This window comes from Pseudomonas sp. R11F (assembly GCF_050312575.1).
GTDB lineage: Bacteria > Pseudomonadota > Gammaproteobacteria > Pseudomonadales > Pseudomonadaceae > Aquipseudomonas > Aquipseudomonas palleroniana.
Map to the genome: position 1 here is coordinate 122906 of NZ_JBNPJU010000024.1, position 23100 is coordinate 146005.

Below are 23100 nucleotides of genomic sequence, written 5' to 3' on the forward strand. Positions count from 1 at the left end.
CACACCAAGAGGCCCACATGAACCGCGACAGCCGTTACCTGGAATCCGTGCTGCACCATGACATCCCCCTCACCCGGGAAATGGGTCTCAAGGTACTCGACTGGCAACAGGGCCAATTGGCGCTGCATCTGCCGTTGCAGGCCAACATCAACCACAAGAGCACCATGTTTGGCGGCAGTCTCTACTGCGGCGCGGTATTGGCCGGCTGGGGCTGGTTGCACTTGAAGCTGCGTGAAGAAGGGGTTGAGGATGGGCACATCGTCATCCAGGAAGGACAGATCAGTTATCCGCTGCCGGTCACACGGGATGCCACCGTAGTGTGCCCTGCCCCCGAAGAAAAGGTGTGGAAGCGCTTCGTGGCGACGTACAAGCGCTATGGCCGTGCACGCCTGATGCTGGAAACGTGGATTGTGAACGAGGGCAGTGCAGATCGCGCTGTGGCCTTCACTGGGCAGTACGTCCTGCACCGCTAGATGCTACGACGCAAAACTGAATGTGGGAGGCGGGCTTGCTCCCGATAGCGCTGTCTCAGTAAACGAATATGTCGACTGGCCCACCGCTATCGGGAGCAAACCCCCTCCCACATTTTGGCGTGTGAGATCTTAACGGCGGGCCAGGGCCAGCAATCGCTCACGCCAGGCCGCCTTGGCCGGCAGAGCCAGGAAGAACGGATTCAGCAATGATTCCCGGGCCGGGTAACTGAACGGCTCGCCACTCAACTCCAACACTTCACCGCCTGCGCCTTCGAGCACACCTTGAGCAGCGGCAGTGTCCCATTGCGACGTCGGCGCCAGCCGCGGGTAGCAATCGGCACTGCCCTCGGCCAACAGGCAAAACTTCAACGAACTGCCGATATTGGCCAGCTTCAGCTCGCCCAACCCGGCGCTCAAACCGTCCAGCAGGCGCTCCTGCTCAGGGCTGGTATGGCGACGACTGGCAACCACCGTAAAGGGTTCGCCGACTGCCGGTGCCTCGCGCACCTGAATCTGCCTGGGCGCTTCATTTACATCGGAACGCCAGGCGCCCAGGCCCGCGCCACCGAAATAACAGCGACCACTGGTCGGCATGGAGACCACGCCAAATACCACGCGGCCCTGCTCAACCAGCGCGATGTTGACGGTGAACTCTTCACTGCCGCCGATAAATTCCTTGGTGCCATCCAACGGGTCCACCAGCCACCACCGCTGCCAGCCGGCACGTACGCTCTGGTCTATATTCGCGTCCTCTTCGGACAGCACCGGAATACTCGGGTCCAGCGCGGTCAAGCCGGCCAGAATCAGATGGTGAGCGGCCAGGTCCGCCGCCGTCACGGGGGAGTCGTCAGCCTTGGAGGTGACGGCAACATCGGCCCGCCAGTAAGGCAGGATGACCTCACCGGCCTGGCGGGCCAGCTCGATCACAGGAGCGATAAACGGATGGCCCAGAAACAGTTCGCTCATACGATAAACGCTCCACGCTGGGTCAACAGGTCTCGCACCAGATACAACGCGGCCAGGGCGCGGCCTTCGCTGAACTGCTCGTTCTGTGCCAACTGCGACAGCTCGCGCAGGTTGACCCGGTCCACCCGCATCGGCTCTGGCTCATCGCCTTCCAGGCGTTCTTCGTAGAGATCGGTGGCCAATACCACCTGGATTTTCTGGCTCATATAACCAGGCGACAGCGAGAGTTCGGTGAGATGTTCCAGTTGACGCGCGCCATAGCCGGCTTCTTCCTTGAGTTCGCGGTTTGCCGCCGCCAGCACGTCTTCACCGGGCTCGATCAATCCCTTGGGAAGGGACAACTCATATTCATCGGTACCGCCGCAGTACTCTTCCACCAGCAACGCATGATCGGCATCAATCATCGCCACAATCATCACCGCCCCATAACCGGTACCGCGCCCCACCAGGCGTTCGTAGGTGCGCTCAACGCCATTGGAAAAGCGCAATTGCACTTCCTCCACGCGGAACAAACGGCTACTGGCGACTATTTCTCGGGCGAGAACGGTGGGTTTCTGGCGCATAAGCGGCTCCTTGGCGTGATCGGGTTACTATACCGTGGCTTTTCCGATTGTCTGTGTCGGATATCTTTACTTACATGAGACCGCCCCATGCCCTCTTTGCCCTGGCACGCCATCGACACCGTCTTGCTGGACATGGACGGCACCTTGCTCGACCTGCATTACGACAACCACTTCTGGATGGAGCACCTGCCCCAGCGCTATGCCGAGCTGCATGGGGTGAGCCGCGCCATGGCCGAGATGGAGTTGCAGCCTCTGTTCGAGCGTAACGCCGGACAGTTGCAATGGTATTGCCTGGATTTCTGGAGCACGGAGCTGAACATTCCGGTGCGTGAGCTCAAGCTGGAAACCGCCCACCTGATCGCCTTGCGCCCGGATGCGGACACTTTTCTGGCGGCGATCAAGCAGGCCGGCAAGCGCGTGATCCTGATCACCAATGCTCATCGTGATTCGTTGTCATTGAAGTTGGAACGCATTGAACTGGCGCCGTATTTCGAGCGTTTGATCAGTTCCCACGACTATGGCTTCGCCAAGGAAAACCCGCAGTTCTGGCACGCCCTGCACGCCGACATCGGCTTCGACCCGGCACGCAGCCTGTTTATCGACGACACCTTGCCGATCCTGCGCAGCGCCCGGGATTTCGGGGTGAGCCATTTGCTGGCAGTGAGAGAACCGGACAGCCGAAAAGGCCCCAAGGACACCGCAGAGTTTGCCGCCGTCGGAGACTACCGTGATCTGATTGCCGGCCTTTAACGCAATGAGGGAGGGGGTTGCCCCCCTCCCTCATCAGGACCAGCCTGTTACTCAGGAATACGCAGCGTCTGCCCTGGGTAGATCTTGTCGGGATGCGACAACAACGGCTTGTTGGCCTCAAAGATCTTGTTGTACTGGTTGGCATTACCGTACACCGCCAGCGAGATCGCGCTGAGGGTGTCACCTTTTTTCACTACGACGAAACGGGCAGCCGCAACAGCTGGCCCGGATACAGTGATTTGATCATCCACACTGGCTACGCCGGCAATATTGCCTGCCGCCAGGATGATTTTTTCTTTCTCTTCCTGGCTGGCCACTTCACCGGTAATCGTGACCTTGTCACCGTCAACGGTGGCATGCACGTTCGGATTACCCAGCCCGACATCCTGGATATGCTTTTTCAGCTCGTCACTGGCGCTGGCATTACCGGGCGTCAGCAGATTGATCAGCTTTTCGCCTGCTTCCTTAACAAAACTGAGAATACTCATAGTGCGCTCTCCTTGGGATTTGGTTTCCAGATGCCCAAGACTAGACCAGTCCTACAGACTTGGGTTCCACGCCGACCAAAGACCCGTGATCGACGCCATCTATCAATAGATCAATACTGGCAATTAGACGCGACCCTTTGTCGCGCCTAGTCTAAGCCTAGATCAATCCGCTGGTAGCACTGCCGCAGAGTAGTACGCGCGGGTTTACAGCCCTGCGATGGAGACCCGCCATGAGCAATCATCACCAAGCCGACCAAACCCCTACCCCGCGCTACAAGCCCTATAAAGGCCCGGCCGGTGGCTGGGGCGCACTGATCAGCGTGGCGCAAGCCTGGCTGACCAGCGACAACGCGCTGAAAAACCTGCGCATGATGCTCAAGACCAACCAGAACGGCGGCTTTGACTGCCCAGGCTGCGCCTGGGGCGATTCGCCGGAAAGCGGCATGGTCAAGTTCTGCGAGAACGGCGCCAAGGCGGTCAATTGGGAAGCCACCAAACGCCGTGTCGACGCGGCTTTCTTTGCCAAGCACAGTGTCAGCGCGTTGCTGGAACAGAGTGACTATTGGCTGGAGTACCAAGGCCGCCTCACCGAGCCGATGCGCTATGACGCCGAGACGGACCGCTACAAGCCCATCAGTTGGGAAGCCGCCTTCGAGCTGATCGGCAAACACCTCAACGCACTGCCCAGCCCGGACATGGCCGAGTTTTACACCTCGGGCCGGGCCAGCAACGAAGCGGCCTACCTGTATCAGCTGTTCGTGCGCGCCTACGGCACCAACAACTTCCCGGATTGTTCGAACATGTGTCACGAGGCCAGCGGCGTGGCTTTGGCCCAGAGCGTGGGCGTGGGCAAAGGCACCGTGACCTTCGATGACTTCGAACATGCCGACGCGATTTTCGTCTGGGGCCAGAACCCCGGCACCAACCACCCGCGCATGCTTGAACCGCTGCGCGAAGCCGTCAAGCGTGGCGCTCAGGTGGTGTGCATCAACCCGCTCAAGGAGCGCGGCCTGGAGCGCTTCCAGCATCCGCAACATCCGCTGGAAATGCTGACCAACGGCGATAAGCCGACCAACACCGCCTATTTCCGCCCCGCACTGGGCGGCGACATGGCCATCCTTCGCGGCATGGCCAAGTTCCTGCTGCTGTGGGAGCGCCAGGCCCAGGCTGAAGGTAAGGAAGCCGTGTTCGATCACGATTTCCTCAACGCCCACACCGCCAACGTGCTCGATTACCTGGGCCAGATCGACGACACCTCCTGGGATGAAATCGTCAAGCAGTCCGGCCTGACTCTGGTGGAAATCGAGCAAGCGGCGCGAATGTACGCCACAGGCAAGAACGTAATCATGTGCTGGGCGATGGGCATCACCCAACACCGCCACTCGGTACCCACCATCCAGGAAATTGCCAACCTGATGCTGCTGCGCGGCAACATCGGTCGTCCAGGCGCCGGCCTGTGCCCGGTGCGTGGCCACAGTAACGTGCAGGGTGACCGCACCATGGGCATCAACGAACGCCCGCCGGTGGCCTTCCTTGATGCTCTGGAGCGCCGCTTCCAGTTCCAGGTGCCACGCACCAACGGTCACAACGTGGTCGAAGCGATCCACGCCATGCTCGAAGGCCGTTCCAAAGTGTTTATCGGCCTGGGCGGCAACTTCGCACAAGCCACGCCAGACAGCCTGCGTACCTTCCAGGCCCTGCGCAACTGCGACCTGACGGTGCAGATCAGCACCAAGCTCAACCGCAGCCACCTGATGCACGGCAAGGATGCGCTGATCCTGCCATGCCTGGGCCGTACCGATATCGACATCCAGGCCAACGGCCCGCAAGCGGTCACCGTGGAAGACTCGTTCAGCATGGTTCACGGCTCCAATGGCCAGCTGCAACCGTTGTCGAAGTTGATGAAATCCGAACCTGCGATCCTGGCCGGTATCGCCGCCGCTACCCTGGGCAGCAAGCCGGTGGATTGGAACTGGCTGGTGGCTGACTACGGACGCATTCGCGACCTGATCGCCGACACCATCCCGGGCTTCAAGGACTTCAACGAAAACATCAAGCATCCGGGCGGTTTCTACCTGGGCAACGCTGCCGGCGCGCGTCGCTGGAACACCCCTTCGGGCCGCGCCAACTTCCGTCCTAACATTCTGCCTGAAGACCTGATTCACGAGCGCACCCATGCGACCGGCCGCGTGCCGGACCTGATCATGCAGTCAATGCGTTCCCATGATCAGTACAACACCACTATTTACGGCCTGGATGACCGCTACCGTGGGGTGAAAGGCCAGCGTGACGTGCTCTTTGTCAACGAAGCCGACATCATCCGCCTGGGCTTCAAGCCAGGGCAGAAGGCCGACATCGTGTCGCTGTGGGAAGACGGGCGTGAGCGCCGTGTGAAGGGCTTCACCTTGCTCGCATTTGATATCCCGGCAGGGCAGGCAGCCGCTTACTACCCGGAAGTGAACCCGCTGGTGCCACTGGAAAGCACCGGGGATGGCAGCCATACACCGACATCGAAGTTCGTGGCTATTTGCCTGGAGGCGGCGAGTGACGACGGCCTGATCATGGCGCGCTCGGCGTAAATTCCAGGCACAAAAAAGGCCGCTTTTGCATAAAAGCGGCCTTTCCCAAGTAGCTAAAGACTCATAAAAAAGACTTAAGTTCCCCAGTAAAAACAGTAAGTTATAGAATTGTGTACAACTCGTGCTACTGGTCGGATTTCTATTGTCACAGTATCGATACAGCCCCAAGATCGCGCCGTCATCCTCTTGAGGTCTCCCTAATGAAGTTCTCCTCGATTCTCTTGTTGTCCCTTGGCCTGGTCAGTGGCGCAGCCATGGCCGGTGGCACCGCCGAAGCAGGCGTGGGCGGCGCATTGGGCGGGGTTCTAGGTTCAGTTGTTGGCCAGCAGCTAGGCGGCAACACCGGTTCGACCATCGGTGCGGCATTGGGCGGCGCAGGTGGCAGTGCGGTCGGCGCCGACAAACGCAGCCGTGGCGAAGCCGCCATTGGTGGCGCACTGGGCGCAGCAGGCGGCAACGTGGTTGGCCGCAGTGTCGGCGGCAGCACCGGTAGCCTGATCGGCGCAGCAGCCGGCGGCGGCGCAGGTGGCGCACTGGGCAACTACATGGGCAACAAGAGCGATGACGAAGACCGCCATTACCGTGGCCGTGACAACCGTCGCTACGACCGTGATGACCATCGCGGGCGCGGTCATGCTTATGGGCATCGCAAGAACAAGCATCACCACCGTTATGATGATTGATAAGGCCTGAAGCCTTCGGCCTGGGTGTAGGCGTGCGCGCCTACACCACCAAACGCTGCAATGCCTCGCGCAACATCCCCGGAATAGTGACCGGCTGGTTCGACCCTCGATCCACGAACACATGTACAAAACGCCCCGCCGCGCAGGCGTCCTCCTCGCCCGCCTTGAACACCGCCAATTCATACTGCACTGAGCTATTGCCCAACTTGCCCACCCGCAAGCCGACGTCAATGCGCTCGGGAAAGGCAACGGACGCGAAATAGTCGCACGCAGAACTCACCACAAATCCCACCACTTCACCGTCATGAATATCCAACCCTCCCTGTTCGATCAGGTAGGTATTCACCGTGGTGTCGAAGAAGCTGTAGTAGGTGACGTTGTTCACATGGCCGTACACATCGTTGTCGTGCCAACGTGTGATAATCGGTTGCAAGTGGGGGTAGTCGGCACGTGTTGGCACTGAATCAGGCATGGGCGCGTCTCGTGAAGTGAATTTACAGGCGCTTCAGATGGGCTTCGGCCCATTCGCGCACTTCGGCGTAAGGGTAATCCTCCAGCGCAGCAAACCCCGGGATACCCCGCGCCTTCAATGAATTGAACAAGGGCACGCTGATACCACCGAGAAACCGCGTCAACCGCTCGGAGCCGGGCAATTGGCCCGTCAATGCATGATGCCTGTGGATAAAATCCCCGCACAGCTCCATGAAATTTTTATCCACAAGGGGCGGTAAGCTTGGCGGTGGCGGAAGGTGCGCCACACGGCCGTGGCATACCGAACAGTGCCCGCAACGTTGAGGTGCGTTTTCGTCGCCAAAATATTCGGCCAGGCGCTGCCCCAGGCAGCGTTCGGTGGCGAACAGATCCAGCATGGCGTGAATCCGCGCCACCTCGGTAACCTCGTGCTGCTTGAAGCCTGTGTATAACTCGGCGCTCAAGGCCTGTGGATCAAAGTCGGTATCGAGCAGGCTGTAGACCTCGGTCATCTGCTTGCTTTCGAGTTCGATCAAGCCTTGCTCCTGAAAGTAATCCAGGGCTTTCACCACTCGATTGCGTTCGGCGTTGTGCTGCTGATACAGCGCGTCAAAATCCACCGTCGCCCAGGTTCGCGCACGCTTGCACACCTCGATGATCGCTGCGACGAACTGTTGTCGCTCCCCCGAAAACCTTGCCAGCAACGCCTCAGGTTCGACCAGGTATTTGAAACGGTATTCAGCATAGAACGCGTAGCGCGGCGCAATCACGCCCTTGAGTTCCAACTGCACCAGCAACGTCTTGAGCGGCAACTCGCGGATATTGCTGTGCTCAGACAATGACCTCAGCAAAAACTCCCATTGCCCCTCTGGCCGCGCCGCCTGCAATGCCTCCAGCACACGCAGAATGCCCTCTTGCTCGGGTGTATCACCGTAGACGAAATTTTCCAGCACGTTGAGGCTGTCGCGGTTAGCCAGTACCAGGCAGTCGGAGGCTTGAGCGTCGCGCCCGGCACGGCCGATTTCCTGACTGTAGTTCTCAATGGACTTGGGCAAGTCGAAGTGCACCACATTGCGGATATCACTTTTGTCGATGCCCATGCCAAACGCGATGGTGGCGACGATGCAATTGGAGCGTCCACCCATGAAGCGTTGCTGGATGCCCTCACGTTTATCGTGGGGCAAACCGGCATGGTAGGCCTGAGCCTGGATGCCATTGCGATTCAGGTGCTCGGCAATCTGCTCGGCGGTCTTCTGCAGGGTGACATAGACGATGCTCGGCTGGTTGGCGCGCTCGCTCATCCACTCGACCAAACGCCGACGCTTGTCGGGGCCGCTTACCGGCTCCACCAGCAAATTGAGGTTGGGCCGGTAGAAACCAGTGGTCACCACATCCTGCGGTGCAATGCTGAACTTGGCCTGCATGTCGGCAATCACCTTGGGCGTGGCCGTGGCCGTCAGCAGCAGCGCCTGTGGGATATTGAACTGCCGTTGGTAGTCTGGAAGCTTCAAATAGTCCGGGCGGAAGTTATGGCCCCACTCCGAAATACAGTGCGCCTCGTCCACCACCAGCAGAGAGATCTGCACGCTTTGCAGGAAATTACGAAAACGCTCGTTCTTCAAGCGCTCCACGGAAATCATCAGGATTTTCAGCTCGCCCGAGCGAGCACGGGCCATTACCTCATTGGCCTCATCGCGGCTCTGGGCCGAGTCGATACTGCCGGCTGAAATCCCGTGACGCTGCAGAAAGCCCAATTGATCCTGCATCAACGCCAACAACGGCGACACCACCAACGTCAGATGCGGAAGCAGCACGGCCGATAGCTGGTAACACAAGGACTTGCCCGACCCTGTAGGGAAGATCGCGGCTGCCGAACGGGCGGCCAGCACGGCCCTGACCGTTTGTTCCTGGCCCGGGCGGAACTGTGGATAACCGAAGACCTGTTGGAGGGTGTCGTGCATAGGCTGTCACTCCATTGACTGTTGAGATGGCTGGAAAACATAGCCTGTGAATCTCAGCGAATCGAGAAAGGTCGCAAGTAAAAAGAGACAGGATGATACATGGGGTCAGGGATGGCCCAGGGCCGAAGGGGGAATAATCCGAGGTGCCGGCAGGAAAGATACAGATCCAAATGTGGGAGGGAGCAAACCCCACCCCACATTCTTAGTTCTACAGCAGGGGCTGAATCAGCGGTTCTGTACCCGCTCGATCGCCGTGTCATACACCGGGTTGGCCTTCTGCTCCTTGGCTAACTGGTAGTGACGCAAGGCGTCCGGGAACTGCCCTGCAGCTTCGTAGATGCGCGCAATGTTGTAGTAGGCCCCTGCACGCACGGTTGCAGCGTTCGCACCGGTAGCCAGGGCGATAGCCTTGCGGTTGGCCCAGATCGACTCGGCGGTGTTACCGGCCTTCTGATACGCCAGGCCCAGGTTGCCATAGGCTTTACCGAAGCCGTTATCCAACTCGATGGCTTGACGGAACAGCTCGATGGCCTGGTCCAGATTACCTGCCTGGTAGGCTGCTTCACCCTGCACGTTCAGACGCTTCGCATCGGTTTGTGCGGAAGAGCTGACGGCCACCGCGGTCACTGCAACGCTGTCATCCAGCAACGCTTTGACTTCGTTGAGGACGTTCGGAGCATCGACTTGCACACCACTGAAATTGTTGATGTCCTGGAAATCACCGCTGCCGGTCATGCGGAAGACCGTCCACAAGTTACCGCTACGGTTCTTCGGCACGTAGTAGGTGCGTACCAGGGATTGGCCCATGTATACGAACACCTTGGCCTCACTGTTGGACAGCTGGCGAGAGCCTGGATTGCCGCTATTGGTGAAGTCATGCACGGCGTAGACATAACTTTCGCCGTAGTGCTTTTTCTGCAGGGTGATGGTTTCCGGGCCGTAGCTGTCGGTGTCATCCACATCCAGTTCGGCGTCGGTGCCTTTCTGGTTGCCGAAGAAGATATTGTTACCAGGGAAGATCATGTGAGAGTCGAGGTCTTCCGGGGTTTTGCCCCAGGTCAGCACGACCCGCAGGCCGTCGAGGTTTTCCATGACCGGGCTGATGGCGTAGGTCATCCCTGCGCAAGGACACTTCACCACCAGATTCGAGTAGCCGGCTTTTTTGATGATCAGCAGGTTGGACGCATCGTCGGCCGCTTCGCTGGTCAGTGTCACCTGGCCCTGGGCGTTGGTACGGCCCACGACGTTTTGCGCACCATTACGCTGCAACAGCACTTCGGCATCGGCAATCTTCTGGTCCTTGACCACCGCACTGAGCACCTCAATCGGCAATTGCTCGGCTTGAATTGAAAACGCCACCGCACACAATGACATCGCCGAGGCGACACGAAGCAAACCCATGCTTAACTCCCTTTAAGTGGTGGGCGGAATCGCCCTACGAGATTTTGCGGTGAAACATACGCTGAATTCAGACTGCTTGCGTTTTTTTTATACAGAATGTGACGTGGTTTTTATCCCGCCTGCTCGCTGATGTATCGCAGTGCTATGGCGGCTGTGTAGGGGACGTCTTCGGACGTGTCGGAGTGCTGTTTCCGGCTGGCCAACCCGCTCACAGTCCGCCGCCCATCAACGCATTTGCGCAGCCACGGACCTGCTGGAAGCTGCGCAACACGTTCAACTGCAACCCGCACAACCGCAAATCTAAGCGACACCCTGTGTAGGAGCGAGCTTGCTCGCGAAAATCGTCAACGATGACGCGGTAAACCAGAAGGCGCGCGGCCTCCTTTGGTTTTTCGCGAGCAAGCTCGCTCAAAGACCAGTGTTGCCTGTTGAATCACTGCCAAGCCTTCATGCCCCTGTGCAATGCCCTGGATATTTCGTCTTCCCGAGGTTGCCATTGTCTTCAGCGATTTCCTCTGTTTCTATTCTTGCCAGGCCCATAACGCCTATCCTCACCCACTTCTGCGTGCCCCCTACCAATGAACCTCGCCCCCAACTTCCCCGAAGACGTTGTTATGCAGCACCTCCTGCAACTGCTGCACGAAGAAATCGGCCTGCCGGAACACAAGACCCTTCGCCTGGAAACCTCGATCAACCTCGACCTGGGTTGCGACGGTGGAGAAGCCAAACTACTGATGGAAGCACTGGAACAGGAATTCGCGCTCGACCTGAGCGACTTCGACACTTATCGTTACTTCAACCCCCCGGTGTTTGATGTGTTTCTCAAACGTCGAGCCAAGGGACGAGGTGACAAAGTGCCGCTGACGATCGGTATGCTGTACCTGGCTATCAAGACCCAAAGCTGGGACACGCAAACGCTGGAAAACCTGAGCTGAAACACAAGGACCTTACATGGACGTAATAATGGGCCTGCTGGCAGCTCTGCTCTGGGGCGGCACGGATTTTCTCGTGGGTCTCAACGCCCGAGCCGTGGGCGTTAAACGCGCCGTCTATTTCGGCCAAGCCCTGGGTTTCCTGATCATGACGCTGTTCTTGGTCATTCTCCCCAGCCTCTTGTTCAAATCCCTGGATGCCCCGCTGAGCGTCTGGCTCCTGGGCATCGCCGCCGCCCTGCTCACTGTTTCCGGGGCCCTTGCGCTGTCCAAGGCCTTCGCCCTCGGCAAAGCGGCCATCGTCGCGCCGCTGGTGACGTCCTACGGCGTGGTGACCACCTTGCTGTCTTGGGCCAGCGGTGAGCACATCAGCCTGACGCAACTGGGCTGCATCGCCCTGTGCGTGGTCGGAGTGATGCTCTCCAGCATCCACAAGGACAACGACCTCCCCCACAACAACCCACGCCTTTCCATCGCCTACGCCATGCTCGCCGCGTTGCTGTATGGCACCAGTTTCTGGCTGCAAGGCCGCTACACACTGCCGGTGCTGGGGCCAATCATTATGCTGTGGCTCGGCTACCTGGTGGGTCTGTGCGTGCTGGTGGTTATGGTGCTTAACATCAAGGACGGTTTGAAAATCCCGCCGCTAAAAAACTGCGCGGCATTGACCGGGGCGAGTTTGATGAACCTGGGCGGTTTCTCGGCGTTTTCGTGGGGAGCGATGGCGGGGTCGGTGTCAGTAGTGACGGTGATCAGTACTTTGTCGGGCGGGATTGCAGCGATTCTGGGGTTTGTGTTCTTCAAGGAACGGCTGTCGGCGGTGCAGGTGTCAGGGGTTGCGTTAGTGCTGGTCGGGGCGATTATCTTGCACCTATAGATCGAGGCAGCAAGAGATTGAAGGTCTCTGATCGAAGAAGCCCCAAAACTTCAAAAATAAAAAAGCCGCCCACTAGGGGCGGCTTTTTTACAACGTTCGAACCTTACAACTTGGGACCCGCGGCCTTGATCGCATCGCTCACTTCAAACTTCTTGAAGTTCTCGATGAACAGGCCGGCCAGAGCCTTCGCCGCTTCGTCGTATGCAGCTTTGTCGGCCCAGGTGTTACGTGGGTTCAACAGGCCGGTTTCAACGCCCGGTACGGCCAGTGGCACGTCGAGGTTGATGGTGTCGAGGTGCTCGGTTTGCGCACCAATCAACGCGCCGCTCTGGATCGCTGCAATCACACCGCGAGTGGTCGGGATGTTGAAGCGCTTGCCGACGCCATAACCACCACCGGTCCAGCCGGTGTTGACCAGGTAGACCTTGGAGCCGAAGCCACGGATGCGCTTGATCAGCAGTTCTGCGTATTCACCGGCCGGGCGTGGGAAGAACGGCGCGCCGAAGCAGGTGGAGAAGGTCGACTTGATGCCGCTGCCGGAACCCATTTCGGTCGAGCCCACCAGAGCGGTGTAGCCGGACAGGAAGTGGTAGGCCGCTTGCTCTTCGCTGAGGATGGACACTGGCGGCAGCACGCCGGTCAGGTCGCAGGTCAGGAAGATCACAGCGTTTGGCTCGCCGCCCAGGTTCTTCTCGGAACGCTTGGCCACGTGCTCCAGCGGGTAGGCGGCGCGGCTGTTCTGGGTCAGGCTGACATCGGCATAGTCGGCGTGCTTGGCGTCGTCGATCACGACGTTTTCGAGCACGGCACCGTGCTTGATGGCTTTCCAGATTACCGGCTCGTTCTTCTCGGACAAGTCGATGCACTTGGCATAGCAACCGCCTTCGATGTTGAACACCACGCCTTCGCCCCAACCGTGTTCGTCGTCACCGATCAGGTAACGGCTTTCGTCGGCGGACAGGGTGGTTTTACCGGTGCCCGACAGACCGAAGAACAGGGTCACGTCACCGGCTTCGCCGATGTTGGCGGCGCAGTGCATCGGCAGTACGTCGGCGGCCGGCAGCAGGAAGTTCTGCACCGAGAACATGGCTTTCTTCATTTCACCGGCGTAACGCATGCCGGCGATCAGCACTTTTTTCTGTGCGAAGTTAAGGATCACGCAACCGTCGGAGTTGGTGCCGTCACGCTCTGGCACGCACTCGAAGTTGGCTACGTTAAGCACCTGCCACTCTTCACGACCGGCCGGGTTGTACTGGGCCGGGTTGATGAACAGGCAACGACCGAACAGGTTCTGCCAGGCAGTCTGGGTGGTCATTTTCACGGGCAGGTAGTGATCGTGCGCAGCACCGACGTGAACGTGGGAAACGAAATGCTCTTGCGCATTGTTGAAGGCTTCGACACGCGCCCACAGGGCGTCGAACTTGTCGGCCGGGAACTTGCGGTTGATCGGGCCCCAGGCGATGGCGTCCTGGGTGGAAGGCTCTTCAACGATGAAACGATCGACTGGCGAACGGCCGGTACGGTGACCGGTTTCTACGACCAGCGCGCCAGTATCGGCAAGCACGCCTTCACCGCGCTGCAGGGCTTCTTTGACCAGATCATCAACACTCAGATCGGTGTATACAGCGTTATTGGCTTGCGTCATGAGGTTCCCCGTCGGCCTGTAGCCGAGTGCTCCAAACGTTTTGTAGTAGAAAGTTGCGCACTACTACCGCGAAAAAAGTGGGCCGGATTATGCCAGAAAAGCCCAAAAAGAGTAGGGCCCTCCCGTCAGAACTGCGCTAATCCGGCGTTTGTCAGGTGATTTACCTGTGCTTAACCGTTTTAGTGGCGGGTGTCGGAAGGGGTGTCGATGCCTGCGCCGGCGAATAACTGGACTACATCAGCGGCATCGAACAGGTAGCGCTGGTTGCAGAACTGGCAGTCGATTTCAATATGGCCGCCGTGTTCCACCACCAGATTCTGTGCATCTTCAAGGCCCAGGCTGACCAGAGCATTGGCCGAGCGCTCGCGCGAGCAGCTGCAATGGAAGCGCAGGCTTTGGGCATCGAACAGCCGCACAGCTTCTTCGTGATAAAGGCGGTGCAAGATGGTTTCATTGTCCAGCGCCAGCAACTCTTCGGTGGTCAAGGTGCCGGCCAGTGCGGTGAGGTTGCGCCAGCTTTCGGCACGCTCGTCGTCGTCCTTGATGCGATCGGCCGGCAGTTGTTGCAGCAACAGGCCACGGGCACGCTTGCCGTCGGCTTTAAGCCAGAAACGCGTACCGACTTGCTGGGACATCACGAAGTAGTTGGTGAAGCAGTCCGACAGGGTTTCGCCATCGAGGTCGACAATCCCCTGATAGCGCTGGCCCTCGGTCGGGTCAACGGTGAGCGCCAGTACACCATTGGGCATCAGGTCGGCCAGGCACGCGTCCGCGGCAATCCGGTCAGCGTCGTAGCGGGCCAGGCCACGGATGTCGCGCTCGCTGGAGCACTCGATCATCAGCAGCGGAATCGGCCCTTCGGAACGCGCTTGCAGGATCAGCAAACCGTCGAATTTCATCGTACCCACCAGCAGCGCCGCCGCCGCCATCAGCTCGCCGAGCAGTTGCGCGACCGGCTCCGGATAGGGGTGCTTGGCGAGGACTTCGGCATAGCTGCGCTCCAACGAGACCAGTTCGCCGCGGGCGTCGGTCTCGTCGAAGATAAAGCGTTGGGTGAAGTCGGTATCCGGTAGATCAGTCATAGGTCTGGGTATCTGAGTTGAATAATATTGACGCGAAGATGACGCAGTTTATGAACAATCCGGTTTTGTTCCAAGCCAAGTGAAGCCCCAAGCGATTACCGGCGACTTTATTCGTCACCGCCACTGCCACGGAACTTGAACAGATCGCGGCGTTGCTTCTTGCTCGGTTTCCCATCGGTACTGACCCCCAGAGCCCCCGCCTTGCGCATGGCTGCTGCATGCTCACGCTTGGCGATACTCGCATCAGTCTCGGCATACAGCGTCTGAGCCTCGGGCGCGCCACGTCGTACAATCGACAGAGCCTGAACCACAATGGTCTTTTCATCAAAGCCGGTACGAATCTGGAACTCATCCCCTACGCGCGGTTCCTTGCCCGGTTTGCAGCGCTCGCCCCGGTGATGCACCTTGCCACTCTCGATGGCGGCCTTGGCCAAGGCACGGGTCTTGTAAAAACGTGCGGCCCATAGCCACTTGTCCAAACGGACTTTTTCGTCCTCTTCCTGCTTCTGAGCCACTTGAATTCCTCTCGCTGAAAAATGTCGCAACTTAACCGTTGAACCCCTTCGACGCATAAACCCCAAGGCTCACCTAAGATACGCCAGGTAGCACCCTGTTTTCGCGAGGATACGCCGTGACCGACTTCCCCGTTTCACTCACCTCGCCTGGCCAACGCTGCGTGGGCTGCCAGCAAAGCGAGCCGCTGGGTTTCGACTTCGCTTTCGCCTACCAGCCTATCGTAGACCTTCGCGATCATTCCATTTTCGCCAACGAGGCCCTGGTACGGGGGGTCAATGGCGAAGGGGCGCTATCGGTACTGGCGCAAGTCAACGAGAGCAACCGTTACCGCTTCGACCAGCGTTGCCGCACCCAGGCGATCGCCGGCGCAGCGGCATTGGGGATGCAAACCCACCTGTCCATCAACTTCATGCCCAATGCCGTCTATCGGCCGGAGCTGTGTATCCGCAGCACTCTGGAGGCGGCTCGGGCACATAACTTCCCGCTCGATCAGCTGATTTTCGAGACACTTGAAAACGAGCATGTAGATAACTATCGCCATTTGACGAATATTCTGCGTGAATATCGCGAATTCGGTTTCAAGACCGCCATCGACGATTTCGGCGCGGGCTATTCGGGGCTGAATCTGCTGGCCGATTTCCAACCTGACTTGATCAAACTCGACATGGCGCTGATCCGCGATGTCGATCAGGACCGTGTCCGTCAGGTGATCGTCCAGGGGATTGTCACAATTTGTGAGCAGTTGGGCGTTACCGTCATCGCCGAAGGCATTGAAAGTGCCGGCGAGCGCGACTTCCTGTCCGACTGCGGAATATTTCTGATGCAAGGCTTCTGGTTCGCCAAGCCTGCATTCAAAGCCCTGGCCGAGGTTTCCCCTCACGCCTGGGCGAATTGACCGGTTACCTATATTGAAGACATTTGACCATTTGACCGTTGTGGGTCTGCGCGAGTGGGTGGCCCTTCCTGATTTGGGGGTGGCGGGCCTGCGCGCGAAGATCGACACCGGCGCCAGCACCTCGAGCCTGCATGCCACCGATATAGAGCCCTTTGAGCGTGACGGTGAAAAGTGGGTTCGCTTTACCGCGCACCTGGGCAGCGTTGTGCAACTGCGTCACCGCCGTTGTGAAGCGCCCCTGGTGACGATGAAAACCATCAAGAGCTCCAACGGGCATGCGCAGGTGCGATACGTGATCAGCACTACGTTGGCGCTGGGTGACCGGGTATGGCGGGTGGAGTTCACCCTGGCCTGCCGCAAGGCCATGCGTTATCGCCTGTTGCTCGGTTCCAAGGCGTTGATTGACGGCCAGTTGGTGGTCAATCCCGGCGTCAAGTACGTTCAAGACAAGCCGGTGTTCCCGGTCTCAACTATTTCTGCCCCAGGTGCTGCATGAAGATCGCTGTGCTGTCGCGAAACCCGCGTCTGTATTCCACCCGCCGCCTGGTTGAGGCCGGTACCGAACGTGGCCACGAAATGGTGGTGATCGACACGTTGCGGGCCTACATGAACATTGCCAGCCACAAGCCCCAGATCCATTACCGGGGCAAACCGCTGGAGGGTTTTGATGCGGTGATCCCGCGCATCGGTGCGTCGGTCACTTTCTACGGCTGCGCGGTGTTGCGTCAGTTCGAAATGATGGGGGTATTCCCCCTCAATGAATCGGTAGCCATCGCACGCTCGCGGGACAAGCTGCGCTCGCTGCAACTGCTCTCGCGTCGGGGGATCGGCCTGCCGGTTACCGGCTTTGCCCACTCACCGGATGACATCCCCGACCTTATCGACATGGTCAACGGCGCGCCGCTGGTGATCAAGGTGCTGGAAGGCACCCAGGGGATTGGCGTGGTGCTGTGTGAAACGGCAACGGCCGCAGAATCGGTGATCGAGGCATTCATGGGCCTCAAACAGAACATCATGGTGCAGGAATACATCAAGGAAGCCGGTGGCGCGGATATCCGCTGCTTCGTAGTGGGCGACAAAGTGATTGCGGCGATGAAGCGCCAGGCCAAACCAGGGGAGTTCCGCTCCAACCTGCACCGCGGCGGCAGCGCCAGCCTGATCAAGATCACCCCGGAAGAACGCATGACCGCGCTGCGCGCCGCCAAAGTGATGGGGTTGAGCGTGGCGGGTGTGGATATCCTGCGCTCCAACCATGGCCCCCTGGTGATGGAGGTGAACTCGTCACCGGGCCTGGAAGGCATCGAGACCACCACGGGCAAGGATGTGGCGGGGATCATCATTCAGCATCTGGAGAAGAATGGCGGCCCGAATATGACCCGAACCAAAGGCAAGGGCTAATGAAGCAGCTGCAAGCTGCAAGAGAAGGCAGGCAGCTTTTTCTTGTGGCTTGTAGCTTATAGCTTGCAGCTGCTCCTATACCTATACCGCATCTCTAGGCAGCATCAAGCCAAGCGGCAGGCGCACACGAGCCTCCAGGCCACCTTCCTCACGATTACGCAGCTCAACATTGCCTCCGTGCATCGAGGCAATCCGCCGCACAATCGCCAACCCCAGGCCCGTGCCTTTGCCCCCACGGGCACGATCGCCACGGGTGAAGGGGTTGAAGATACCTTCCAGTTCCGCCGGGTCGATCCCCGTACCCCGGTCCATCACACTCAGCACGACATAGGGTGCGGCGCTGTCGCCGGACACGTAGGCCGCCACTTCCACATCTGAACCGGCATGATGCAAGGCGTTACCGATGAGGTTGTTCAGCAGACGCTTCATCGACACCCGACGCAGCGCAAACGGTTGGATCGGCTCCAGACGCATGCGCACCTGCTCACCGTTCTGGTTATAGGGGGCCACGACTTCACGCACCAGGTCCGTGAGGTCGACCTCTTCAACCACTTCATCGCGGCCATCACGGATAAACGCCAGGAACTGATCGAGAATCGCGTCCATGTCCTCGATGTCGCGGACCATGTCATCCGTCAGATCGTTGTGACTGCCCATCAATTCCAGGGACAACCGCAAGCGCGTCAATGGCGTGCGCAAGTCATGGGATACGCCCGCCAGCATCAGCTCGCGCTCGCGACCCGCCTGCTCGACATCCTCCGCCATCTGGTTGAACGCGCTGTACACCTCAGTCATCTCACTGGGCGTATCACTGACCGGCAGGCGCACGCTACGCCCCTGCCCCAGTTGGCGGGCTGCGAACACCAGGCGTTTCAGGGGCTGGTTGAGCTGGCGCACGAAAATCCAGGCGGATGCGGTAGAAAGCAAACCAATGGCCAGGAACCATCCCAACACGTTCCAGATCTTCTGCCCCCGCAGCGGATGCGGGTACAGCGGTACTTTCAGCCAATCCTGGCCCAGGCTGGGCGCCCTCACCCATAGCGCAGGCGACACATGCATGCGCAGCCGCACCTCGGTGTCGTCCCCCAGCTCGGCCTGCATCTGTCGCTGGTAGATCTCGCTGTAGGGCCAATGCTGTTCGCCCTCCGGCACACCCGCACCCGCCACGCGAACCAGCGTCGCGGCCTTGGCGATCTTCTCGCGGTTCTCCGGGTCGGCAGCCCAATAGGCGCGCAGGGTCAGGGCGACGCCGTGACTGTATTGCCGATCAACCAGCACGTCTTCGTTCATCAGCAGATAAACCAGCGTGAGGGCCTTGGAAAACAGAACGACGATCAGCACCAGCCAGAGCGTGCGGGAAAAGAAACTTTGCGGGAACCACAGCGGGGTTTTCATAGAGGACAGCTAGATACCTTGCAGGAACGAGGGGCGCTCGCAGAATTGCAGACGCCGGGCATCCCGTTGACTCTCATGGAGCCAAACACCGAAATACCCGCCCCTGCAAATCATGGATCAACTGGTTTTATTGCCATCCGGCACGAATACATAACCCACGCCCCACACCGTCTGGATATACCGCGGCTTGGACGGATCAGGCTCGATCATCCGGCGCAGACGGGAAATCTGCACGTCGATGGAACGCTCCAGGGCATCCCACTCCCGGCCACGGGCCAGGTTCATCAGCTTGTCGCGGGTCAATGGCTGGCGTGCGTTCATTACCAACGCCTTGAGGACCGCGAATTCGCCGGTAGTCAGCATGTGCACTTCATCGCCACGCTTGAGTTCACGGGTGGCCAGCGACAATTCGTAGTCGCCAAAAGTGACGCTTTCGTCTTCGCTGCCTGGCGCGCCCGGTACCGGCGGAGCCTGGCGACGCAATACCGCCTTGACCCGGGCCATCAATTCGTCCGGGTTGAATGGCTTGGCCAGGTAATCATCAGCGCCAAGCTCAAGGCCCTTGATGCGGCTCAGCTCATCGCCCTTGGCGGTCAGCATGATGATTGGAATCTGGTTGTTCGCACCGCGCAGGCGCTTGCACGCGGTCAGGCCGTCTTCGCCGGGCAGCATCAGGTCGAGTACGACCAGGTTGAACACTTCGCGCCCCAACAGGCGATCCATCTGCTCGGTGTTCGGCACCGCGCGGGCACGGTAGCCCTTGGAGTTGAAGAAGCGCTCCAGCAGGCTGCTCAGCCCTGGATCGTCGTCAACGATGAGAATTTTTTCGCCTTCAGCAGTTTGTACAGTGCTGCTCATTGGATGCTCCTCTTATCTCGGCGCGCATTATGGCTTAGGTGCCGTTATACGCACCGTGTGCATTGTTAGCAGATTTTTCCTCTGCCGCCAGCGAACCCGCGTGCGGCGACCAGCGGCGCAGTACCACCCAAGGTCGGAACGCTGGTTATAATGCGGCGCCTTCGTGCAGGGCAACGTCAGATCGTTACCGTTTACTGCCGGGCTTTTTTTCACCCGCTTGTCGTGATTTTTTCAATTTCGAGGGTCAATAGGCTGCCTCTTGACCCAGGCAGCGGCGCCAGACGGGCCGCTCAACCAGCCTTGCAAGCCTTGTTTTCCGGGCCTGCGAGCTGCTTTCAAGAATTTCAGGTGGTTTTATGGACAGCATCAACAGCCGCATCGCCGAGGAACTCGGTGTACGCCCACAACAGGTCGAAGCGGCCGTCGCTCTACTGGATGAAGGCTCCACGGTGCCCTTCATCGCCCGTTACCGAAAAGAAGTGACCGGCAGCCTCGACGACACCCAACTACGCCACCTGGAAGAGCGCTTGCGCTACCTGCGAGAACTCGACGAACGGCGCATCAGCATCCTCGCCAGCATCGAGGAACAGGGCAAGCTGACCCCACAACTGGAACGCGACATCAAGCTCGCCGACACCAAGACCCGCCTCGAAGACCTCTACCTGCCATACAAGCAAAAGCGCCGTACCAAGGGCCAGATCGCCCTGGAAGCCGGCCTGGGTGAATTGGCCGACAGCCTGTTCAACGACCCATCGCTGACCCCGGACACCGAAGCGGCCCGCTTCGTCAATGCCGACAAAGGCGTCGCTGACGTCAAGGCCGCCCTCGAAGGCGCCAAATACATCCTGATGGAGCGCTTCGCCGAAGACGCCAGCCTGCTGGAAAAACTGCGCACCTTCCTCAAGCAGGAAGCCACGCTCAGCGCCCGCGTCATCGCCGGCAAAGAGGAAGAAGGCGCCAAGTTCCGCGACTACTTCGAACACGACGAACCGCTCAAAAGCATGCCGTCCCACCGTGCGCTCGCCATTTTCCGTGGCCGCAACGAAGGCATTCTCAGCTCCTCACTGAAAGTCGGTGACGAACTGCCGGGCACCATGCACCCGTGCGAAGGCATGATCGGCCAGCAATTCGGCATCCAGAATCAGAATCGTCCTGCGGACAAATGGCTCGGTGAAGTCGTGCGCTGGACCTGGAAGGTCAAGCTCTACACCCACCTGGAAACCGATCTGCTGGGCGAGCTGCGCGACGGCGCTGAAACCGAGGCGATCAACGTGTTCGCCCACAACCTGCACGACCTGTTGCTGGCCGCCCCGGCAGGCCCGCGCGCGACCCTGGGCCTGGACCCGGGCCTGCGCACCGGTTGCAAGGTCGCCGTGGTCGACGCCACCGGCAAGCTGCTCGACCACGCCACCGTGTACCCCCACGTACCGCACAACAAGTGGGACCAGACCCTGGCGATCCTGGCCGCCCTGTGCGCCAAGCACTCCGTGGACCTGATCGCCATCGGCAACGGCACCGCCAGCCGCGAAACCGACAAGTTGGCCGCCGAACTGATCAAAAAATACCCAGCCATGAAGATGACCAAGGTCATGGTCTCCGAGGCCGGTGCTTCGGTGTACTCGGCGTCGGAATTGGCATCCAAGGAATTCCCGGACCTCGACGTGTCAATCCGTGGCGCGGTGTCCATCGCCCGTCGCTTGCAGGACCCGCTGGCCGAACTGGTGAAAATCGACCCTAAATCCATCGGCGTCGGCCAATACCAGCACGACGTGTCGCAGCTGAAACTGGCACGTGGCCTGGACGCGGTGGTAGAAGACTGTGTGAACGCCGTGGGCGTGGACGTAAACACTGCATCCGTAGCGTTGCTGGCGCGTATTTCCGGCCTCAACGCCACCCTGGCCCAGAACATCGTCACCCACCGCGATGAAAACGGTGCCTTCAAAACCCGCGCCGCGTTGAAAAAAGTCGCACGCCTGGGTGAAAAAACTTTCGAACAGGCCGCCGGCTTCTTGCGCGTGATAAACGGTGATAACCCGCTGGACGCGTCCGCAGTCCACCCGGAAGCCTACCCGCTGGTACAGCGCATCGCCGCCGAGACCGACCGCGACATCCGCTCGCTGATCGGCGACGCCGCTTTCCTCAAGCGCCTGGACCCGAAGAAGTACACCGATGAAACCTTCGGCGTGCCTACCATCACCGACATCCTGCAAGAACTGGAAAAACCTGGCCGCGACCCACGCCCCGAGTTCAAGACCGCTGAATTCCAGGAGGGTGTCGAAGACCTCAAGGACCTGCAGCCGGGCATGATCCTCGAAGGCGTGGTCACCAACGTGACCAATTTCGGGGCCTTCGTGGATATCGGCGTGCATCAGGACGGTTTGGTGCATATTTCCGCGCTTTCGGAGAAGTTCATCAAAGACCCACGCGAAGCGGTAAAAGCCGGTGACGTGGTCAAGGTCAAGGTCATGGAGGTCGACATCCCACGTAAGCGCGTTGGCCTGTCGATGCGCATGAGCGACACCCCAGGCGAGAAAATCGACGGCGCCCGTGGTGCCCGCCCGGGCTCGGCACCGCGCCAGTCGCAAAACAACGCGCCACGCAAGGAAACCGCGACTGCCGCACCGAGCAACAACGCCATGGCCTCACTGTTCGCCAATGCCAAACAGTTGAAGAAACGCTGATGGAAATCCCGGCCGGCTTGACCCAAAGCGCGTTCAGCGAGCTGATCGGCTGCCGCCTGCAACGCCTGGACGAGGGCGTTGCCGAGGTGGCCCTGACCCTGGAGCCGCAACTGCGCAACCGCGCGGGCAAGCTCCATGGCGGGGCGATTTTCAGCCTGGTGGACATTACGATGGGGCTGGCCTGCTCCAGCTCCCATGGGTTTGACCAGCAGAGCGCGACCATCGAGTGCAAGATCAACTACATCCGTGCCGTGTCTGACGGTGACGTGCTGTGTACCGCCCGGGTGCTCCACGCGGGTCGACGCACATTGGTGGTCGAAGCCGATGTGTATCAGGACGAACGATTAGTCGCAAAAGCACAAGGCACGTTCGCTGCCCTATAGCTCCCCACCCTCGATTTGAGTTAATTTCGGCGCTGCGATAACAGCGTCGGAATTTTCTTGCTGCGCTATAGCCCAATTCATGGAGTGAAGTCGGCTTTTACTG

22 protein-coding genes are annotated in these 23100 nt (G+C 59.5%); 11 read left to right on the top strand and 11 right to left on the bottom strand.

The window, feature by feature from the left end:
* Window positions 1-17: 17 nt before the first annotated feature.
* Window positions 18-473 carry a YiiD C-terminal domain-containing protein gene (locus ACQRBV_RS07695; RefSeq protein WP_411985331.1) on the top strand — a complete coding sequence of 152 codons (456 nt, stop codon included), beginning with the start codon at window positions 18-20 and terminating at the stop codon, window positions 471-473.
* Between the two features lie 129 nt (window positions 474-602).
* Here ACQRBV_RS07695 and cysQ read toward each other — a convergent pair whose 3' ends face one another.
* Both cysQ and nudE read right to left on the bottom strand, forming a co-directional pair.
* Complete coding sequence (gene cysQ, locus ACQRBV_RS07700; RefSeq protein WP_060754650.1) at window positions 603-1439, bottom strand: 3'(2'),5'-bisphosphate nucleotidase CysQ; 837 nt, start codon at window positions 1437-1439, stop codon at window positions 603-605.
* On the bottom strand, window positions 1436-2002 hold the full coding sequence (gene nudE, locus ACQRBV_RS07705; protein ID WP_060754651.1) for an ADP compounds hydrolase NudE: 567 nt from the start codon (window positions 2000-2002) through the stop codon (window positions 1436-1438). Before nudE ends, cysQ begins: the two co-directional genes overlap by 4 nt.
* An 87-nt stretch (window positions 2003-2089) precedes the next feature.
* On the opposite strand from nudE, the gene yrfG reads away from it, so the two are divergent.
* The gene (gene yrfG / locus ACQRBV_RS07710; protein WP_090367477.1) at window positions 2090-2752 is read left to right on the top strand and encodes a GMP/IMP nucleotidase; all 663 of its coding nucleotides are present in this window, start codon (window positions 2090-2092) and stop codon (window positions 2750-2752) included.
* A gap of 47 nt (window positions 2753-2799) precedes the next feature.
* Here the strand turns inward: yrfG and lysM are convergent, their stop codons facing one another.
* Window positions 2800-3240, bottom strand: coding sequence for a peptidoglycan-binding protein LysM (gene lysM, locus ACQRBV_RS07715; protein ID WP_411985332.1), 441 nt, complete (start codon window positions 3238-3240; stop codon window positions 2800-2802).
* Between the two features lie 230 nt (window positions 3241-3470).
* Between lysM and ACQRBV_RS07720 the strand changes: the two genes are divergently transcribed.
* Both ACQRBV_RS07720 and ACQRBV_RS07725 read left to right on the top strand, forming a co-directional pair.
* Window positions 3471-5819, top strand: a complete 2349-nt coding sequence (locus ACQRBV_RS07720) for an FdhF/YdeP family oxidoreductase (RefSeq protein WP_244384631.1) — start codon at window positions 3471-3473, stop codon at window positions 5817-5819.
* A gap of 200 nt (window positions 5820-6019) precedes the next feature.
* Window positions 6020-6502 carry a glycine zipper domain-containing protein gene (locus tag ACQRBV_RS07725; RefSeq protein WP_060754655.1) on the top strand — a complete coding sequence of 161 codons (483 nt, stop codon included), beginning with the start codon at window positions 6020-6022 and terminating at the stop codon, window positions 6500-6502.
* A gap of 40 nt (window positions 6503-6542) precedes the next feature.
* Here the strand turns inward: ACQRBV_RS07725 and ACQRBV_RS07730 are convergent, their stop codons facing one another.
* The 3 genes from ACQRBV_RS07730 to ACQRBV_RS07740 form a co-directional block, all read right to left on the bottom strand.
* A complete protein-coding gene (locus ACQRBV_RS07730; RefSeq protein ID WP_198760778.1) occupies window positions 6543-6974 on the bottom strand; it encodes an acyl-CoA thioesterase in 432 nt (143 codons plus the stop codon).
* Window positions 6975-6996: 22 nt separating this feature from the next.
* A complete protein-coding gene (locus tag ACQRBV_RS07735) occupies window positions 6997-8934 on the bottom strand; it encodes a RecQ family ATP-dependent DNA helicase (protein WP_411985333.1) in 1938 nt (645 codons plus the stop codon).
* Window positions 8935-9159: 225 nt separating this feature from the next.
* Window positions 9160-10335: a tetratricopeptide repeat protein gene (locus ACQRBV_RS07740; RefSeq protein ID WP_060754658.1), complete on the bottom strand. Its 1176-nt coding sequence runs from the start codon at window positions 10333-10335 to the stop codon at window positions 9160-9162.
* A gap of 578 nt (window positions 10336-10913) precedes the next feature.
* Here ACQRBV_RS07740 and ACQRBV_RS07745 point away from each other — a divergent pair.
* A complete protein-coding gene (locus ACQRBV_RS07745) occupies window positions 10914-11270 on the top strand; it encodes a DUF1493 family protein (RefSeq protein ID WP_411985334.1) in 357 nt (118 codons plus the stop codon).
* 16 nt (window positions 11271-11286) lie between these two features.
* Window positions 11287-12144: a DMT family transporter gene (locus ACQRBV_RS07750; RefSeq protein WP_244701516.1), complete on the top strand. Its 858-nt coding sequence runs from the start codon at window positions 11287-11289 to the stop codon at window positions 12142-12144.
* A gap of 103 nt (window positions 12145-12247) precedes the next feature.
* Here ACQRBV_RS07750 and ACQRBV_RS07755 read toward each other — a convergent pair whose 3' ends face one another.
* The 3 genes from ACQRBV_RS07755 to ACQRBV_RS07765 all read right to left on the bottom strand — a co-directional run bounded on the left by ACQRBV_RS07755 (window position 12248) and on the right by ACQRBV_RS07765 (window position 15386).
* Entirely contained in the window at window positions 12248-13789 is a 1542-nt protein-coding gene (locus ACQRBV_RS07755) for a phosphoenolpyruvate carboxykinase (RefSeq protein ID WP_060754661.1), read from the bottom strand.
* Window positions 13790-13968: 179 nt separating this feature from the next.
* Window positions 13969-14871, bottom strand: a complete 903-nt coding sequence (gene hslO / locus ACQRBV_RS07760; RefSeq protein ID WP_060754662.1) for an Hsp33 family molecular chaperone HslO — start codon at window positions 14869-14871, stop codon at window positions 13969-13971.
* 107 nt (window positions 14872-14978) lie between these two features.
* A complete protein-coding gene (locus tag ACQRBV_RS07765) occupies window positions 14979-15386 on the bottom strand; it encodes an RNA-binding S4 domain-containing protein (RefSeq protein ID WP_060754663.1) in 408 nt (135 codons plus the stop codon).
* Between the two features lie 116 nt (window positions 15387-15502).
* Between ACQRBV_RS07765 and ACQRBV_RS07770 the strand changes: the two genes are divergently transcribed.
* Genes ACQRBV_RS07770 through rimK form a run of 3 tightly spaced genes read left to right on the top strand, consistent with a single transcriptional unit; the run spans window position 15503 to window position 17680 of the window.
* On the top strand, window positions 15503-16282 hold the full coding sequence (locus tag ACQRBV_RS07770; protein ID WP_060754664.1) for an EAL domain-containing protein: 780 nt from the start codon (window positions 15503-15505) through the stop codon (window positions 16280-16282).
* Between the two features lie 46 nt (window positions 16283-16328).
* The gene (locus ACQRBV_RS07775; protein ID WP_169868620.1) at window positions 16329-16778 is read left to right on the top strand and encodes an ATP-dependent zinc protease family protein; all 450 of its coding nucleotides are present in this window, start codon (window positions 16329-16331) and stop codon (window positions 16776-16778) included.
* Window positions 16775-17680, top strand: a complete 906-nt coding sequence (rimK, locus tag ACQRBV_RS07780; RefSeq protein WP_010214091.1) for a 30S ribosomal protein S6--L-glutamate ligase — start codon at window positions 16775-16777, stop codon at window positions 17678-17680. Before ACQRBV_RS07775 ends, rimK begins: the two co-directional genes overlap by 4 nt.
* A gap of 81 nt (window positions 17681-17761) precedes the next feature.
* Here rimK and ACQRBV_RS07785 read toward each other — a convergent pair whose 3' ends face one another.
* Together ACQRBV_RS07785 and ompR are read right to left on the bottom strand one after the other, a co-directional pair.
* Entirely contained in the window at window positions 17762-19075 is a 1314-nt protein-coding gene (locus ACQRBV_RS07785) for an ATP-binding protein (RefSeq protein WP_060754665.1), read from the bottom strand.
* Between the two features lie 117 nt (window positions 19076-19192).
* Window positions 19193-19933, bottom strand: coding sequence for a two-component system response regulator OmpR (gene ompR / locus ACQRBV_RS07790; protein WP_090367501.1), 741 nt, complete (start codon window positions 19931-19933; stop codon window positions 19193-19195).
* 356 nt (window positions 19934-20289) lie between these two features.
* On the opposite strand from ompR, the gene ACQRBV_RS07795 reads away from it, so the two are divergent.
* Both ACQRBV_RS07795 and ACQRBV_RS07800 read left to right on the top strand, forming a co-directional pair.
* Window positions 20290-22614, top strand: a complete 2325-nt coding sequence (locus ACQRBV_RS07795; protein ID WP_411985335.1) for a Tex family protein — start codon at window positions 20290-20292, stop codon at window positions 22612-22614.
* Complete coding sequence (locus tag ACQRBV_RS07800; RefSeq protein ID WP_060754668.1) at window positions 22614-22997, top strand: PaaI family thioesterase; 384 nt, start codon at window positions 22614-22616, stop codon at window positions 22995-22997. Before ACQRBV_RS07795 ends, ACQRBV_RS07800 begins: the two co-directional genes overlap by 1 nt.
* Window positions 22998-23100 lie beyond the last annotated feature (103 nt).

Coding starts and splice junctions, on each gene's coding strand:
- ompR (WP_090367501.1), bottom strand. CDS start 19,933: ATGAGCAGCACTGTACAAACTGCTGAAGGCGAAAAAATTCTCATCGTT.
- ACQRBV_RS07750 (WP_244701516.1), top strand. CDS start 11,287: ATGGACGTAATAATGGGCCTGCTGGCAGCTCTGCTCTGGGGCGGCACG.
- ACQRBV_RS07800 (WP_060754668.1), top strand. CDS start 22,614: ATGGAAATCCCGGCCGGCTTGACCCAAAGCGCGTTCAGCGAGCTGATC.
- cysQ (WP_060754650.1), bottom strand. CDS start 1,439: ATGAGCGAACTGTTTCTGGGCCATCCGTTTATCGCTCCTGTGATCGAG.
- ACQRBV_RS07725 (WP_060754655.1), top strand. CDS start 6,020: ATGAAGTTCTCCTCGATTCTCTTGTTGTCCCTTGGCCTGGTCAGTGGC.
- ACQRBV_RS07720 (WP_244384631.1), top strand. CDS start 3,471: ATGAGCAATCATCACCAAGCCGACCAAACCCCTACCCCGCGCTACAAG.
- ACQRBV_RS07785 (WP_060754665.1), bottom strand. CDS start 19,075: ATGAAAACCCCGCTGTGGTTCCCGCAAAGTTTCTTTTCCCGCACGCTC.
- rimK (WP_010214091.1), top strand. CDS start 16,775: ATGAAGATCGCTGTGCTGTCGCGAAACCCGCGTCTGTATTCCACCCGC.
- hslO (WP_060754662.1), bottom strand. CDS start 14,871: ATGACTGATCTACCGGATACCGACTTCACCCAACGCTTTATCTTCGAC.
- ACQRBV_RS07695 (WP_411985331.1), top strand. CDS start 18: ATGAACCGCGACAGCCGTTACCTGGAATCCGTGCTGCACCATGACATC.
- yrfG (WP_090367477.1), top strand. CDS start 2,090: ATGCCCTCTTTGCCCTGGCACGCCATCGACACCGTCTTGCTGGACATG.
- ACQRBV_RS07740 (WP_060754658.1), bottom strand. CDS start 10,335: ATGGGTTTGCTTCGTGTCGCCTCGGCGATGTCATTGTGTGCGGTGGCG.
- ACQRBV_RS07735 (WP_411985333.1), bottom strand. CDS start 8,934: ATGCACGACACCCTCCAACAGGTCTTCGGTTATCCACAGTTCCGCCCG.
- ACQRBV_RS07730 (WP_198760778.1), bottom strand. CDS start 6,974: ATGCCTGATTCAGTGCCAACACGTGCCGACTACCCCCACTTGCAACCG.
- ACQRBV_RS07795 (WP_411985335.1), top strand. CDS start 20,290: ATGGACAGCATCAACAGCCGCATCGCCGAGGAACTCGGTGTACGCCCA.
- ACQRBV_RS07745 (WP_411985334.1), top strand. CDS start 10,914: ATGAACCTCGCCCCCAACTTCCCCGAAGACGTTGTTATGCAGCACCTC.
- nudE (WP_060754651.1), bottom strand. CDS start 2,002: ATGCGCCAGAAACCCACCGTTCTCGCCCGAGAAATAGTCGCCAGTAGC.
- lysM (WP_411985332.1), bottom strand. CDS start 3,240: ATGAGTATTCTCAGTTTTGTTAAGGAAGCAGGCGAAAAGCTGATCAAT.
- ACQRBV_RS07755 (WP_060754661.1), bottom strand. CDS start 13,789: ATGACGCAAGCCAATAACGCTGTATACACCGATCTGAGTGTTGATGAT.